General features: G+C 58.2%; 15 protein-coding genes. 11 read left to right on the forward strand and 4 right to left on the reverse strand.

The window, feature by feature from the left end; genetic code table 11:
• Positions 1-24 precede the first annotated feature (24 nt).
• Complete coding sequence (locus AC1RPZ_RS13765; protein ID WP_493137586.1) at positions 25-699, forward strand: DUF3313 domain-containing protein; 675 nt, start codon at positions 25-27, stop codon at positions 697-699.
• Positions 700-873: 174 nt separating this feature from the next.
• Here AC1RPZ_RS13765 and AC1RPZ_RS13770 read toward each other — a convergent pair whose 3' ends face one another.
• Positions 874-1,398 (reverse strand): cupin domain-containing protein, encoded by a 525-nt coding sequence (locus AC1RPZ_RS13770; RefSeq protein WP_493137587.1) that lies wholly within the window; start codon positions 1,396-1,398, stop codon positions 874-876.
• A gap of 208 nt (positions 1,399-1,606) precedes the next feature.
• On the opposite strand from AC1RPZ_RS13770, the gene AC1RPZ_RS13775 reads away from it, so the two are divergent.
• The 6 genes from AC1RPZ_RS13775 to AC1RPZ_RS13800 all read left to right on the forward strand — a co-directional run bounded on the left by AC1RPZ_RS13775 (position 1,607) and on the right by AC1RPZ_RS13800 (position 7,256).
• Positions 1,607-3,148: an FAD-dependent oxidoreductase gene (locus AC1RPZ_RS13775; RefSeq protein WP_493137588.1), complete on the forward strand. Its 1,542-nt coding sequence runs from the start codon at positions 1,607-1,609 to the stop codon at positions 3,146-3,148.
• A gap of 312 nt (positions 3,149-3,460) precedes the next feature.
• Positions 3,461-3,649: a DUF1843 domain-containing protein gene (locus AC1RPZ_RS13780; protein WP_493137589.1), complete on the forward strand. Its 189-nt coding sequence runs from the start codon at positions 3,461-3,463 to the stop codon at positions 3,647-3,649.
• 40 nt (positions 3,650-3,689) lie between these two features.
• Positions 3,690-4,322 (forward strand): DUF1842 domain-containing protein, encoded by a 633-nt coding sequence (locus tag AC1RPZ_RS13785; protein ID WP_493137590.1) that lies wholly within the window; start codon positions 3,690-3,692, stop codon positions 4,320-4,322.
• 53 nt (positions 4,323-4,375) lie between these two features.
• A complete protein-coding gene (locus tag AC1RPZ_RS13790) occupies positions 4,376-4,960 on the forward strand; it encodes a DUF1842 domain-containing protein (RefSeq protein WP_493137591.1) in 585 nt (194 codons plus the stop codon).
• Positions 4,961-5,112: 152 nt separating this feature from the next.
• Positions 5,113-6,576, forward strand: a complete 1,464-nt coding sequence (locus AC1RPZ_RS13795; RefSeq protein ID WP_493137592.1) for a GDL motif peptide-associated radical SAM/SPASM maturase — start codon at positions 5,113-5,115, stop codon at positions 6,574-6,576.
• A 266-nt stretch (positions 6,577-6,842) separates the two neighbouring features.
• On the forward strand, positions 6,843-7,256 hold the full coding sequence (locus AC1RPZ_RS13800) for a VOC family protein (protein ID WP_493137593.1): 414 nt from the start codon (positions 6,843-6,845) through the stop codon (positions 7,254-7,256).
• An 85-nt stretch (positions 7,257-7,341) separates the two neighbouring features.
• Here the strand turns inward: AC1RPZ_RS13800 and AC1RPZ_RS13805 are convergent, their stop codons facing one another.
• The gene (locus tag AC1RPZ_RS13805) at positions 7,342-8,364 is read right to left on the reverse strand and encodes an AraC family transcriptional regulator (protein WP_493137594.1); all 1,023 of its coding nucleotides are present in this window, start codon (positions 8,362-8,364) and stop codon (positions 7,342-7,344) included.
• A 132-nt stretch (positions 8,365-8,496) separates the two neighbouring features.
• Here AC1RPZ_RS13805 and AC1RPZ_RS13810 point away from each other — a divergent pair, with 132 nt between their 5' ends.
• Genes AC1RPZ_RS13810 through AC1RPZ_RS13820 form a run of 3 tightly spaced genes read left to right on the forward strand, consistent with a single transcriptional unit; the run spans position 8,497 to position 11,156 of the window.
• Entirely contained in the window at positions 8,497-9,681 is a 1,185-nt protein-coding gene (locus AC1RPZ_RS13810) for an acetyl-CoA C-acyltransferase family protein (RefSeq protein ID WP_493137595.1), read from the forward strand.
• A 16-nt stretch (positions 9,682-9,697) separates the two neighbouring features.
• Positions 9,698-10,549: a 3-hydroxybutyryl-CoA dehydrogenase gene (locus tag AC1RPZ_RS13815; RefSeq protein WP_493137596.1), complete on the forward strand. Its 852-nt coding sequence runs from the start codon at positions 9,698-9,700 to the stop codon at positions 10,547-10,549.
• Complete coding sequence (locus AC1RPZ_RS13820) at positions 10,536-11,156, forward strand: TetR/AcrR family transcriptional regulator (protein ID WP_493137597.1); 621 nt, start codon at positions 10,536-10,538, stop codon at positions 11,154-11,156. The genes AC1RPZ_RS13815 and AC1RPZ_RS13820 overlap by 14 nt, the downstream gene beginning before the upstream one ends.
• A gap of 52 nt (positions 11,157-11,208) precedes the next feature.
• On the opposite strand, the gene AC1RPZ_RS13825 is transcribed toward AC1RPZ_RS13820, so the two are convergent.
• A complete protein-coding gene (locus tag AC1RPZ_RS13825) occupies positions 11,209-12,489 on the reverse strand; it encodes a haloacid dehalogenase-like hydrolase (protein WP_493137598.1) in 1,281 nt (426 codons plus the stop codon).
• Between the two features lie 263 nt (positions 12,490-12,752).
• Here AC1RPZ_RS13825 and AC1RPZ_RS13830 point away from each other — a divergent pair, with 263 nt between their 5' ends.
• The gene (locus tag AC1RPZ_RS13830) at positions 12,753-13,523 is read left to right on the forward strand and encodes a DeoR/GlpR family DNA-binding transcription regulator (protein ID WP_493137599.1); all 771 of its coding nucleotides are present in this window, start codon (positions 12,753-12,755) and stop codon (positions 13,521-13,523) included.
• Between the two features lie 213 nt (positions 13,524-13,736).
• Here AC1RPZ_RS13830 and AC1RPZ_RS13835 read toward each other — a convergent pair whose 3' ends face one another.
• Positions 13,737-14,054 carry a hypothetical protein gene (locus AC1RPZ_RS13835; RefSeq protein ID WP_493137600.1) on the reverse strand — a complete coding sequence of 106 codons (318 nt, stop codon included), beginning with the start codon at positions 14,052-14,054 and terminating at the stop codon, positions 13,737-13,739.

Below are 14,054 nucleotides of genomic sequence, written 5' to 3' on the forward strand. Positions count from 1 at the left end.
CGTCTCAATCCATGGAGTAAAAATATGAGCACATCCAGAAAATTGCTTGTTGGCGTTGCCTTGACCGGCCTGCTGCTCGGCGGTTGCACCTCAAAAGTTACAGAAAAGGAACAGTACTCAGGGTATCTTTCCAACTACAACAACCTGCAAGAAGTCACCACGCCCAGCGGCGAGAAAGCCATGCGTTGGGTAACCCCGTCCTGGAATCCGAAAGCTTACAACACGGTGGCCTTCAAGCAGCTGGAACTGTACCCGGCACCCAAGCCCAATGAGCGAGTCAACCGCCAGACTCTGGATCAGTTGCAAGCCTACATGACTGAAAACGCCAAGAGCGTATTGAGCCAGAAGTACCGCGTGGTACCTAATGTTCAATCGGCCCCTGCCGGTTCGCGAGTCCTGGTCGTACGCGCCGCGATTACCGGGGTCGGCGCGACCAACGAAGGCATGAAATGGTATGAGGTGCTCCCGGTCACGGCCGCTATAGGTGCGACTCAGGCGGCCACCGGTCACCGCGACCAAGACACCGAGCTGTACGTCGAAGCCGAGATGGTTGACGCCAGCAATGGCCAAACCGTGGCCAAAGTCGTACGCAAGGTTTTCGGTAAACAGTTGAAGAATGCAAACCAACAGGTTACCGCCAACGATTTCAAAGCGGCGATCCAAAAGCTGAACAGCGATATGCAGGCATTCCTTAAGTAATAACGGGATGTATCGCCGACTCAGCCAGCAAGGCTGAGTCGGCGGTCATTACAGATAATCGATCCCGCTGTTGCGGTCTTCAGTGAGCGCTATGATCGTCCACGCCGACTCTCGGCACCTGATCTGACAGATCGCCAACAGATAAGGAGCTGTCGCAGGCTGCGATCTTGGCAATCATGCTCGCGCTAACTGTTCAAACAATGCCGTATGTTCTGGAAACCGCTCACTGAGCGTGCGCCGACAGCCCAATTGCATATCCGCAACATCGAACCCAGGTGAAACGGCTTCACTGATCAGGCCGTAAGCTGCCGATCCATCCATCAACTGCGAAGCCTTCCAGACACCGCCAGGCACGTGCAGTTGCAGGCACTGCCCGGCGGAGATGTCACTGCCCATCACCACGGTGTTCAATGTGCCGTCCGGGTAGATGAGGAAGTACTGAATCGCGTCGCCTACATGGTAGTAATGGACAATGTCGGATTTGTTCAAATGAAAGTGGCCAACGGGAGACGTGCAGGTCAGCAGGTAATAGATCGAGGTCATCGCATAACGCCGACCACCTGCGGTCTCGACCATGGGCTGGAGGTCAGCCTGAAAGGTTCTGCGGTAATAACCACCTTCAACATGAGGTTCCAGGTCGAGTGCGGCGACGATGTCTTGGGCGCTGGGAGTTTGTTTTCCGGGTCTGCTATCAGTCATGCGAAGGCCATCAGTCAGGTTGAATCATGACGTTTGCATAGCGTGCAACGGATCGCAAGCGATCCCGGAGCGTTGACGAAGGGCTTCGATGGCCACTCGCTTTCGCTGCTTTACTGTAAGGGTAGAGCCTGCCAAACGGGGCTTCTGTTTCACTGAGTCTCCCCGTCACTGCCTACTCCAACGGAAAATAGCGCCCCGGAGAGTTGTCATGTCCCTGCACAACGTCGCCCGCTTTGCCGACCTTCGAGAAGACCGTGGTACTCGCGTAGACATCGGCTCACTGAAGATCGTGCTGCTGCGGGCCGGCGAACAGGTCTACGCCTATCAGGGCGAATGTCCGCACGCGCAGGCGCCGCTGGACGAAGGGGTCATCTGCAATGGACGGCTGATTTGCCCTTGGCACAAGGCGATGTTCACGGTCGAGGACGGCCAATTGTGCGAACCGCCAGCCCTGAGTGGCCTGACCCGCTATCCGGTCAAAGTGGTCGATGGCGACGTACACGTGGATGACCAGCCCCTTGCGCCCATCGAAGCCAATCGTGCCCTTGATTCACGTTGCTTTGTGATTGTCGGCGCAGGTGCTGCGGGAACGGCGGCAACGGCCGCCCTGCGCGAACACGGTTTTACCGGCCGCCTGATAGTGATCGACCGTGAAACGAATCCTGGTTATGACCGCACGGTACTGAGCAAATATGTCCTCGCCGGGGAAATGCCCCCTGAAGAAACTCCACCATTACTGGATGAACGCTTTTACAACGAACAACAAATCGAGCGCGTTCAAGGTGAGGTCATTCGTCTCGATGTGGCCGCCAAAAGGGTTTCCCTGGCTGACGGGCGCACCTTCGACTACGACGCCGCGCTCCTGGCCAGTGGCGGCGAACCCAGACCGCTTTCGATCAACGGTGCGCATCTGCACAACATCCTGGCGCTGCGTTCGCGAGCGGACGCCGAGCGCATTCTCAAAATTGCAAAACCCGGCGCCCGTGCGGTCATCATCGGTGCCAGCTTCATCGGCCTGGAATCGGCATCGGCCTTACGCCGCCATGGCCTGCAAGTCAGCGTGGTCGCGCACCATGAAACACCGTTCAGCAGGCTGTTCGGTGAACGCATCGGCCTGGCGATTTTGTCCCTGCACGAAGACAACGGCGTGGTCTTTCATGCCAATACCCAGCCGAAGGCGTTCGAGGGCCAGGACAACGTCGAGGCCGTTCTGCTCGAAAACGGTCAAAGACTTCCCGCCGATCTGGTGTTGATCGGCATCGGCGTCAACCCGGTCACCGATCTGCTCGAAGGTGTTGAGCTGGACGATGACGGCGGGTTACCGGTAAACGAAGGCATGCGCGCTGCACCAGGTCTGTGGGCCGCCGGCGACATCGCGTCCTTTGCGTTGCAAGGTGTCCCCACACGCATCGAGCACTGGCGCCTGGCCCAGCAGCAGGCGCGGATCGCCGCGCAAAACATGTTGGGCGGTGAAACACACTACGTGGATGTGCCATTTTTCTGGACGTATCACTTCGACAAAACCTTCGAGCTGCTCGGTCACGCCGACCAATGGGACCGGATCGTCTTCGAAGGCAACCCCGAGCAATACGCCTTCATCGCTTTGCTGTGCAAAGGAGAACAGGTCGAGGCGGTGGTCGCCTGCGAATACTCGCGGCAAATGGCGTTGCTGGCCGAACGGATGAAACAGCCATTGCTGCGCGAGGAAGCCTTGCAGACCATTCGACGAATCGCCACACAAGAAGGCTGAGCGTCCACAAAAGGCGATGCAGCTATTGGAACTATCGTCCTTAATTAACAGCAAAAAAATAACAACCGTACACATTCATTATCAATGGCGATAAAAAACCGCAGCGCTTATCAGAAAAGAACCAAATACACTTTTTCTCATCGCCAATCCTGATATCAAACAGCCAATACTCAAACGCATCGCTATTAATAGAACACTATTAAAAATTTATCAGCCGTACTAGCCCATTGCCCATTGCATATTTATCAACGCCTGCTTAACTGCAAAAGCTGCTGATGACAGCAGTATTCGCAAACCACGGAAGGAATCGTTATGAGCAGTTCAACTCGCCATAGCATGCCCCCCTACGGGGTGGCCATCCAAAGCGCGATCAAGGCAGGTAACCTGCCGCAAATGAAGACGCTATTGAAACAACGCGATGCATCCACGCCAGAAAACAAAGAGCTAAATAGCGCTTACGAGCAGTTGGCTAAGGAAGTCGCACGCCTGGAACAGCACTAACCGCTGTTTCCGCTCCCCTATTGCAATGGAGGCAATAATTATGTCTGGTTCTTCTCAGCAATCTGTCGGTTTATTCCCACTCTGCTATCAAATTGGAACTTCGGCACCGGGCGCACAAAACCTGGCGCTCAATCTGCTGGTGTTTACACCTGAGCAAACGGTAAGCGGTACTGCCGCCATCACTCAGGCAACTAACCCGCCGCTGGATGTGCATTCCGATGTCTGGGGTGAGTACACCTACATGACGGTGATGAAACCCGGCGTCAGCAAAATCCTGATCACCGTTCAAGGCAACCAAGGTGGCCCAGGCTCGAACTCCATCGTGAATTTCAAGCTGCAGCTAGTGGTCGGTAGCGACTGGAAAGCAGGCGTCGCCAACTACGAGTACTTCAACGGTCAGCGCTGGGTCCAGGTCAATGCGCCCGCCCACCTCGTCGAGTCGGTGCCTTCCAAGGCCTATTCACTGCCATTGGAACCGGGCCCGGTAATCCTGCCGTATCCGCCGATCATGCCGCTGTACGCCGCGCCGATTCAGAGTGCCATTGCCAGCGGTGACCTGGCCCAGATGAAAAATCTGGCGAGCCTTGCCAAACAACAACTGGACCAGCAACCACAGCTGCAAAGTGCGCTTGAGGCGGCCAAGGGTGAAATCAGCAGGCTGGAACGCCGCTGACCGGCAACTGAACGTGCCTGGCTTGTCCTGAATACAACTAAGGGAGTTGCACCATGTCAATCGGACTTTTTCACACACGCCTCAACGTTTCCAGCTCACTACTCGGCGCACCGGTTTTAACCCTGGATCTGCTGGTGGATACCGTCAACAAGAAAGTCAGCGGTGTGGCGAGCATTTTTCAAAGCACCTACCCACCCCTCAACTTCCGTGCGCGGGTATGGGGTAGTTACTCCGAGGCCAAACTGATCCCCGAGGCGGAAAGCCACATCCTCCTCAGCCTGGATGGCAGCCCAAGCGGCCCTAACAGCAATATCGCCCAGACCTTCGATCTACGGGGCATTCTAGGTGCCGATTGGGCCAGCGGTTTTGCCGACTACAAGTACTTCGATCAGGACCACTGGACGACTGTGAGACACGCGGCCGTCAGTCAGGCGCCCGCTCATCGTCAACAGGTCGAGCAGCCGTCACATGCGCACCCGCTCTACGCCGTCGCGGTACAGCAAGCGCAAGCCACCGGTGACCTGGTGCAGCTGAAAACCGTGGTGAGCCAGGGCGAACAGCAACTGGCCAACAGCGGCGCCTTGCGCAGCGCACTGGAGCAGTTGCACGCAGAAATCGCCCGACTGGAAGCACGCTAACCGGCAATGCCCGGGCTTGGCCAAACCACCCGTAGCCGAGCCCGGGATCTTTCAACCCCAGAGGTAAATCCGCTCGCGCCATCGACGCTAAGGAAGGCGCGAACACTTCGATGGATTCGTGCCGCGTACGTGTCTGTGCGCAAGGATTTCCCATGTCAGACAATCGCCCTGCCCGCTACCTCAGTGAAACCGACCTCAAACGCTACGTGCCGGTCCATGTGGTCTGGGAAATCACCCTGGCCTGCGATCTCAAATGCCTGCATTGCGGCTCACGCGCTGGCCATCGACGCCCCGATGAACTGAACACCAAAGAATGCCTGGATGTCATCGATTCCCTTGCGGCACTCGGCACCCGCGAGATCACTTTGATCGGCGGTGAAGCCTACCTGCGCAAGGATTGGACTCAACTGATCCAGGCCATCCACAACCACGGCATGTATTGCGCGATACAAACCGGTGGACGCAACCTGACACCCGCAAAAATGCAGGCAGCGGTGGATGCCGGGCTCAATGGCGTAGGTGTTTCGCTGGATGGGCTGGCTCCGTTGCATGACGCTGTGCGCAATGTTCCGGGCTCGTTCGACAAGGCTGTAGATACCCTGCGCCGCGCCAAACAGTCGGGGCTTGCGGTCAGCGTCAACACCCAAATCGGTGCAGCCACCCTGCCCGATTTGCCCGAACTGATGGACTTGATCATCGGACTCGGTGCCACCCATTGGCAGATCCAGCTGACGGTCGCCATGGGCAATGCCGTCGATCACCCGGAGCTGCTGTTGCAGCCCTACCAACTGCTTGAAGTGATGCCGTTGCTGGCGCGTCTCTACCGCGAGGGTGTCGATCGCGGCCTGCTGATGAACGTGGGCAACAATATTGGTTATTACGGCCCTTATGAGCACATGTGGCGTGGTTTCGGCGACGAGCGCGTGCATTGGAGCGGCTGCGCCGCCGGGCAAACCGTGCTGGCACTTGAAGCCGATGGCACCGTCAAAGGCTGCCCTTCATTGGCAACGGTGGGCTTTTCGGGCGGCAACGTCCGCACCATGAGCCTGCACGATATCTGGCACTACAGTGAAGGCATGCACTTTGGCCGCCTGCGCGGCGTCGACGACCTCTGGGGCTACTGCCGAAGCTGCTACTACAACGATGTCTGCCGTGGTGGCTGCACCTGGACTTCGCACTCCTTGCTCGGCAAACCCGGCAACAACCCCTACTGTCATTACCGTGCTCTGGACCTGCAAAAAAAGGGACTGCGCGAGCGAATTGTCAAACTCGAGGACGCAGCACAGACGTCCTTCGCTGTCGGACGTTTTGACCTGATTACCGAACGCATCGATACCGGCGAGAAGGTCAACAGCGTCAGCGACAGCGGCCAGGTGATCAAACTGGCCTGGGCGAACCAGGGCCAGAAATCGCCTGACGAAGGCCGTATTCCTCCGCAACTGGCCCTGTGTCGTGGCTGCTTGCAGTACATCCATGCACACGAAGTGACCTGTCCACACTGCGCCGCCGATGTCGCCGCCGCAGAAGCCGAACACCAGGTAAACCGCGCCCGGCAACAAACCATCATCAATACGCTGACCGGCTTGCTGGGGTTGTCGCAAAGCAACTTGATGTAGCGAGGCCTCAATACCAGGGGGCGAGTTGCCCCTTGGTATTGATCGAAGAACTGCCCGCTCTTGCCGGCCTTGCCCCCCTCTGCGCACCTCTCGTCCGCCGGCTATAACGCTCGCCCGCTGCAAACAAAATCATCTAAAAAAACGACATCTGTCAGCCATAATTAGCACCCTGCGACTCAATAGCTGAATCTCTTTCGCATGGTTTTACCCACGCGGGCACGCTGGAACCAATAGTGCCCCCTCCCTCTGCGTCTCTGGAGCTGACCATGAAAATCAATCCCTACCTGATCTTCAACGGCGATTGCAAAGAAGCCTTCACGTTCTACGCGCAATGCCTGCAAGGCAGCCTTGAAATCATGATGACCTTCGGCGAGTCGCCGGCTCGCGATCACATCCCGGCGAGTTGCCATGACCGAATTATCCATACCCGGCTGGTTGTCGGCGATCAGGCGCTCATGGGGTCCGACACAACGCCTGATCGGCCCTACCATGGTATCAGCGGTTGCTCCGTCTCGCTGAATGTCACCAGCATCGCTGAAGCCGAGCGAGTTTTCACCGCGCTGGCAGATCAGGGTTCCATTCAAATGCCACTGGAGGCGACGTTCTGGGCCGCACGCTTCGGCATGCTGGTTGACCGTTTCGGAGTGTCATGGATGGTCAATTGCGAAACGGATCAGTGAGTGATTCCGTTCTATCCGGTGCTGTCGCCCCATCATGCGCCAGTAAAAACGCCACTCCCTGAGTGGCGTTTTTTTGAAGTACCGATCAGGTATCGAGGCACTTGCCCTGAAACCTCGCCCGGTAACGCCCCGGACTCTCACCGGTCCATTTCTTGAACGCCCGATGGAACGCACTGGGCTCCTGAAAACCGATCTGCTCGGCAATCGCGGTGATGCTCGACTGGGTCTGGCGCAGTTGCTCAAAGGCAACACCGCGACGCACTTCGTCCTTGATCTCCTGGAATGAACAGCCTTCACGCTCCAGCTTTCGGCGAACGGTGCTGGGGCTCAGGTGCTGTTCGATTGCAAAAGCCTCCAGGGTCGGCCATTGGCTGTAATGGCTGTTGCGCAAACGCTGATGGACCTGCGATGCGAGGCCATGCTGGTTACGGAAACGAATCACCAGCCACTGCGGCGCACTGCGCAAAAATGCCTTGAGTGAAACGAGGTCCTGAACCACCGGCAATTGCAGATAACGACTGTCGAATTCGATCTCGGTGCGCTCGGCGCCAAAGGTCAGATTGGCGCCCCAGAGCAATGCATCATCACTGAGCGACAAACGCTCATGACGAAAGTCCGCACGATCGATGGGAATGCGCCGCCCGCCCAGCCAGCACAGCAGACTGATCATCAACACCAGAAATGTCTCTTCACCGAAATGTGCGACGTCGCTGTTTTGCGCCCGAGTCTGCAAGCTGATCACTGCTCGCTTGCCACGCACCGTCAACGTGCCGCGAAAGTCACGCAGGAACAGCGCGAAATTGGCCAGACACTGACGCATGGCTTTTTCCAGCGTCGGTTCCTGAATCAATGCCCGACAGATCAAGGCGAAACTGCCCGGTGGCATGCCGTGGGAATCCAGCTGGAAAAACTCGTCGCCCAACTCACGAATCTGCACCAGCCACAACGCGGCAAAGGCCGTGGCCGGCACCCGTGCCGTAGGCTTATCCATCAGTTGCGGATCAATTCCCACCTGCTCAAGTACTGCCCGCAGACGCTGCGGGTTCTCACGCAGGGCATGAATCATCGGATACATGAAGTAGACAGCCACCGAATCCGTTTCCCGCATTTGAACGCCTCTCTCGTCACATCTGAACATGGCAAAAAACGCCATCACCGTTGAACAGTTCTGGCATAGGCCAGCGGCGCTGCTGATTCTAGACTCGTGCCCAACAAAAAAGACCTCTTTCAGGAAAACCACATGAACCCTTCCGATATTTTTGTTGTGAGCGCGGTCCGTTCTGCCATCGGCAGTTTTGGCGGTTCACTCAAGGATGTGCCGCCTATCCAGTTGGCAACCGACGTGTGCCGCGCAGCGATTGAACGATCAGGCCTGGCGCCCGAACACATCGGTCACGCGGTGATGGGGCATGTGATCCCGACGGAGGCGCGCGACGCCTACATTTCACGGGCCGTGGCGATGAATGCCGGCCTGCCGAAAGAGACCCCGGCCTTCAACGTCAACCGTCTCTGCGGTTCGGGCTTGCAGGCGATTGTCAGTGCTGCACAAAGTCTGATGCTCGGGGATGCATCTGCCGTGCTGGCCGGTGGTGTCGAGTCCATGAGCCGTGGTGCCTACTTGTTGCCACAGGCGCGCTGGGGTGCACGAATGGGTGACATTCAGGGCATCGACTACATGCTCGGCGTGCTGCAGGACCCGTTTGCCGGCTTCCACATGGGCATTACCGCAGAAAACATCGCCGAGCACTATGGCATCTCTCGTCATGCTCAGGATGAATTGGCGCTGACCAGCCAACAACGCGCCGCTCGGGCGATTGCCGAAGGGCGTTTTGCCGGGCAGATCGTGCCGATCGAAGTGGCGAGCCGCAAAGGGACGGTTTCGTTTGCGACGGATGAGCATGTACGGGCAGAGGTCAGTTTCGAACAATTGAGCGGCATGAAACCCGCGTTCAAAAAAGACGGCAGCGTCACCGCCGGCAACGCGTCTGGCCTCAATGATGGTGCCGGCGCACTGATCATGGCCACCGGGCAACTCGTTCAGGAACAAGGCCTCAAGCCGATGGCCCGGCTGGTGGGTTATGCCCACGCCGGCGTTGAACCTTCAATGATGGGCCTGGGGCCGATTCCTGCCACCCGCCTGGTGCTCAAACGCGCCGGGCTGACCGTTGCCGACCTGGATGTCATCGAATCCAACGAAGCCTTTGCGGCCCAGGCCTGTGCGGTAGCGCAAGAACTGGGCTTCGATCCGGAGAAAGTCAACCCCAACGGTTCGGGCATCTCGCTGGGCCATCCGGTAGGTGCCACCGGCGCGATTATCGCCACCAAAGCCATTCACGAACTGCACCGCACTCAGGGCCGTTATGCCCTGGCGACCATGTGCATTGGCGGCGGCCAAGGCATCGCCGTGTTGTTCGAGCGGGTTTGACGGGAAGGACATGAAGATGAATCTACAGAACATTGGCGTCATCGGCGCCGGCACCATGGGCAACGGCATTGCGCAAACCTGTGCACTGGCCGGCTTCAACGTAACCTTGCTGGACATATCCGAAAGCGCCTTGCAAAAGGCTCTGGCGACCGTGGGCAAGAACCTCGATCGACAGGTCGCCAAGGCGTCGCTGACCGAGGAGCAAAAGCACGCAGCGTTGGACAAGATCCGCACCAGCACCGACTACAGCACCCTGCACAACGTGCAGCTGGTGATCGAGGCCGCGACCGAAAACCTCGAACTGAAACTACGGGTGTTGCAGCAGATCGCCGCCCAGGTCAGCGCCGACTGCGTCATTGCCTCCAACACCTCATCGCTGTCCATCACCGAGCTTGCCGCCAGCGTCAGTTCGCCGGCGCGTTTCATCGGCCTGCACTTCTTCAACCCGGTGCCGGTGATGGGCTTGATCGAAGTCATTCGCGGCCTGCAAACCAGCGACGCGACTCACACCCTGGCCCTGGAGTTGGCGCAACGCCTGGGCAAGACCGCGATCACCGCAGGCAACCGTCCGGGCTTTGTGGTGAACCGGATTCTGGTGCCGATGATCAATGAAGCGATCCTGGTGTTTCAGGAAGGCCTGGCCAACGCCGAAGACATCGATGCGGGCATGCGTCTGGGCTGCAACCAGCCAATAGGCCCATTGGCGCTGGCCGACCTGATTGGCCTGGATACCTTGTTGGCGATCATGGAGGCGTTCTACGACGGCTTCAACGACAGCAAGTACCGCCCTGCTCCGCTGCTCAAGGAAATGGTCGCGGCCGGTTATCTGGGGCGCAAGACTGGACGTGGCTTCCATGCCTATGACTGAGCGTTGCTCACGCTTCGCCGAGAGCCGGGACAAGGCCCTGGAGCTGTTCGCCAGCAAGGGGTTTGGCCAGGTCGGTATGCGTGAGCTGGCAACTTGCCTGGGGCTTGCCCCAGGCTCGCTGTATCACCACTACCCGAGCAAGCAGCACTTGTTGCTCGACCTGATCGAAGAGTTTTACGAGGAGCTGCTGGCAACCCTCGGACGTATCGAACGACAACCGCGAGACCTGCGCGACAGCCTGCAAAACGTCATCCACACACACCTGAACCTGCATCGGGAAATGCCCTGGCATTTTCGTCTGGTGGAACGTGACAGCGGTTGCCTGAATGAGGATCAGCAAGCACGTGTGCGGCAGTTGCAGGAGCGCTACGAACGGCAGTTGCTGATGTTCCTCTGCCCCACACCCCGATTCAGCGAGCAAGGGTTACGGGCTGCCGGGCACGCCATTGCCAGCATGCTCAACAGCGCACCCAGCTGGCTGACACTACACCGGCTGGATGATCGGGAACGGGACGGATTGCTGGAGAGCCTGCTGACCGGAGCCATTGAGCGTTTGCTGGCCCATGCGCCCTGTGATCTGCCAGAGACTCAGACAAAGGTTGCCTGAAAAACGCTCTGCGGCGCGCGGATGGCAGCCAACCACCCGCGAGCCAGTGCCATCAAGCCAGCAGCTTAAGCTCGTCTTTACCGTATTTAAGGGATTTTTCGTCCGGGATCATCAGGCCAGTGTGCTCATTGCGCCCCTGCAGGATGAAGCGGGCGTCCGACTTGCCCAACTGGGTAGCGGCCTGCTGGCTGTCGGCGCCGATCTCGCCTTTCTTCATGCGATTGACGATCACCCCCACCGCCGTATCGTTGAAGTCGCGCAGCATCCAGGCATCGCCATCGCTGTCGCCCGCCACCAGCACCGGGCCATAGCCCTTTTGTTTAACCAGCACGTTCTTGATGCCGACGGTCTTGCCCGGCCCGTAGTTGAAGTGCCAGTCCGGCTGATAACGAGTGGTGTACTTGCCGTCTTCCATGGCCATGCGCAGGCCGATCACGTTCTCGGGCGGCACGTCGTATCCATAATGGGGATTGCCAGCGAACACGCGGACCACGTCGTCGATCGAAGCGGTGCTGACATAGACGTCGATACCGTTGGCGCGCAACGTGTGCATCAGACCGCGGATCTCCTCATGGATACGGATGCCATGGAAGTGCGTGTCCGCCACCACCCCTGCCTTACCCGGCAAGGTGCGTGAACTCTCGTACTTGACCTTGCGCAACGCGTCGCCGATCGCGTAGTTGTTGGACGCCTCGGCCATCGCCTGCAATTCAGCCGTGGTCATGTTCTTGTAGAAGTACAGAATCCACTTGTAGCCGATCTCCACCGGGTAGCTGTCGCAGATCGCGTCGTACATGAAGTAGAGCTTGGCGAGAAAATCCTTGTACTGCTCGCTGGTCTGGATCTCTTCCAGGCTCTTGTCGCCGGCGAGTCCCTTGTAGTTGGCGTGCAGCCAGCGGTAATCCGCTTCCACATCGCTGGCGATGTCTTCCATCTTGACCGGCTGGCCGTCCACGGTGGTGTAGTCCTTCATGAACGCGCCATTCGGCACGTCCTGGCGCACCACGGCGGCGAACTCATCAGGCGTCAGCTTGTACTGTAGATGATTGATCTGGTAGACCAGCAGCGCTTCTTCACAGTCGTTCATGATGCAGGTGTTGTCCCAGTCGAACACCGCGTACGGGCGTTGGTCGGGACGATAGGACGCGCTCTTGACGCCGTGCTGGTCGATCACCGCCTGCAGACGCTGTTGGTTGAGCGGCGACCAGCGCGCCGGGTCCAGCGCACTCGGCGTGGCCGGGGGCGTAGCGGCTTGCGTTAGACGGGATGACAACAACAGCGGACTGACGATGGAAACGGTAGCGAGGGTGTTCAGAAACTGGCGACGCTGCATGGTATAGCTCCTACTTCTAGACGAGAGGTTACAACCGAGGCGATGGCGAAAGCGTGTTTCGAAATTTGGACGAGGTGAAGAAACCGTCCGACGATGAGGCTATCTTCAAATACACAAAAAAACAATAATGCCACAATATTACAATTTCATGATGTGCAGACTCCCCCCCGACCATTGCTGACGGGCCGGGTCTAACTTGACAGTGACCGAGGCCCCTCCACAATGCGTGCTCGGACAACGACTCAAACAGCAGGACACTCGGCATGTGGCAAGAAGAGCGTTACCAGCGGATCCGCGCACTGCTATCGACCTTGCAGCGCGTCACCACCGACCGCATCGTCACGGAGCTGAATGTTTCACGCGAGACCGTGCGGCGCGATCTCGTCGCCCTGGAAGAACTGGGAGAGTTGAAGCGGATTCATGGCGGCGCCATCCGCGTCGAGGACGAAGCGCCCATCGCCGAGCGGGCGAACATCAACGTCAAATTCAAGCGTGACCTCGCGCACGCGGCCGTCAGCCTGCTGTCGCACGGACAGACTGTATTTATCGACGCGGGCACCACCACCGTCATACTCGCCGAAGAACTGGCCAAGCTGGGCGGGCTAACCGTGATCACCAACTCGTTCAACGTGGCCCTGCAATTGCGCAATCCCGCTGCGCCGGGCGGCCAGCACAACGAGGTGATCGTACTGGGCGGTTCGCTCGACGACCGTGCTCCGGCTACGGTGGGTGGCACCACAGTGGCGGAAATTGGCCGCTATCGGGCTGATTTCGCGCTGTTGTCACCCGTCGGCATCGACGCCCTGCGCGGTGCCAGCAACTACGACCACCGCGAAGCCGAAGTCGCCCGCGCCATGGCTGACAATGCCGAGCGCTTGGTCATCCTCGCCGATTACAGCAAGATCGGCGTGGAGAGCCGCGTCGCCTTCTGCCCGCCAGAACGCATCGACGTACTCATCACCAACCACAAGGCCAGCACCGAAGCGGCGTTCGCCGCACTGAACGCCAGACTTGAACGCATTGTCCTGGCGTAACCGCTAAAAACACCCTGCCAGAACCCGGATCGTCGCACTGAAATGCACTGGAAGTCTGTGACTGTCGGTGAAGGCTGTCGCACTCATACCTTGAGCCCTCCGGTTATTGGCAGACGACTTTTCTGGAGCGTCCGTCAATCAGCAGGTGCTAATGGTCCTGGAATGTCCAAGGCAGGAGCACGCGCGATCCACAGCCTGAAGCGACCGGGCGTCTTAATATTTCTTCATTGTGTCATTGCCCATATCGTCCTTTTTTTCCATGCCGTCGTTCTTCATGGCACCACCTTTATCCATGCTGTCTTTTTTCATGGAATCACCTTTACCCATGGCGCCACTCTTCGTCTGGTCGCCCTTGGTCTTGTAGTGGTGTTTGTTCTTCATGGTATCGCTTTTCATTTCATCCTTTTTCATCGTGCCCTTGTCCATCTGCTCCTTGTACATATCACTCGTGCCTGTTTCAGCCGCAAACAGTGGAGCAGCGGCCACACCCAAAACAACGGCCGCAACCGCCGTAACAATCAGCTTTTTCAT

It is taken from the genome of Pseudomonas sp. GW822-FHT02D10 (assembly GCF_058802345.1).

Bases quoted from the DNA above. Each gene is read 5' to 3' on its own strand.
- AC1RPZ_RS13805 (WP_493137594.1), bottom strand. From the start codon at position 8,364: ATGCGGGAAACGGATTCGGTGGCTGTCTACTTCATGTATCCGATGATT.
- AC1RPZ_RS13800 (WP_493137593.1), top strand. From the start codon at position 6,843: ATGAAAATCAATCCCTACCTGATCTTCAACGGCGATTGCAAAGAAGCC.
- AC1RPZ_RS13815 (WP_493137596.1), top strand. From the start codon at position 9,698: ATGAATCTACAGAACATTGGCGTCATCGGCGCCGGCACCATGGGCAAC.
- AC1RPZ_RS13770 (WP_493137587.1), bottom strand. From the start codon at position 1,398: ATGACTGATAGCAGACCCGGAAAACAAACTCCCAGCGCCCAAGACATC.
- AC1RPZ_RS13765 (WP_493137586.1), top strand. From the start codon at position 25: ATGAGCACATCCAGAAAATTGCTTGTTGGCGTTGCCTTGACCGGCCTG.
- AC1RPZ_RS13780 (WP_493137589.1), top strand. From the start codon at position 3,461: ATGAGCAGTTCAACTCGCCATAGCATGCCCCCCTACGGGGTGGCCATC.
- AC1RPZ_RS13790 (WP_493137591.1), top strand. From the start codon at position 4,376: ATGTCAATCGGACTTTTTCACACACGCCTCAACGTTTCCAGCTCACTA.
- AC1RPZ_RS13825 (WP_493137598.1), bottom strand. From the start codon at position 12,489: ATGCAGCGTCGCCAGTTTCTGAACACCCTCGCTACCGTTTCCATCGTC.
- AC1RPZ_RS13835 (WP_493137600.1), bottom strand. From the start codon at position 14,054: ATGAAAAAGCTGATTGTTACGGCGGTTGCGGCCGTTGTTTTGGGTGTG.
- AC1RPZ_RS13830 (WP_493137599.1), top strand. From the start codon at position 12,753: ATGTGGCAAGAAGAGCGTTACCAGCGGATCCGCGCACTGCTATCGACC.
- AC1RPZ_RS13795 (WP_493137592.1), top strand. From the start codon at position 5,113: ATGTCAGACAATCGCCCTGCCCGCTACCTCAGTGAAACCGACCTCAAA.
- AC1RPZ_RS13820 (WP_493137597.1), top strand. From the start codon at position 10,536: ATGCCTATGACTGAGCGTTGCTCACGCTTCGCCGAGAGCCGGGACAAG.
- AC1RPZ_RS13785 (WP_493137590.1), top strand. From the start codon at position 3,690: ATGTCTGGTTCTTCTCAGCAATCTGTCGGTTTATTCCCACTCTGCTAT.
- AC1RPZ_RS13775 (WP_493137588.1), top strand. From the start codon at position 1,607: ATGTCCCTGCACAACGTCGCCCGCTTTGCCGACCTTCGAGAAGACCGT.
- AC1RPZ_RS13810 (WP_493137595.1), top strand. From the start codon at position 8,497: ATGAACCCTTCCGATATTTTTGTTGTGAGCGCGGTCCGTTCTGCCATC.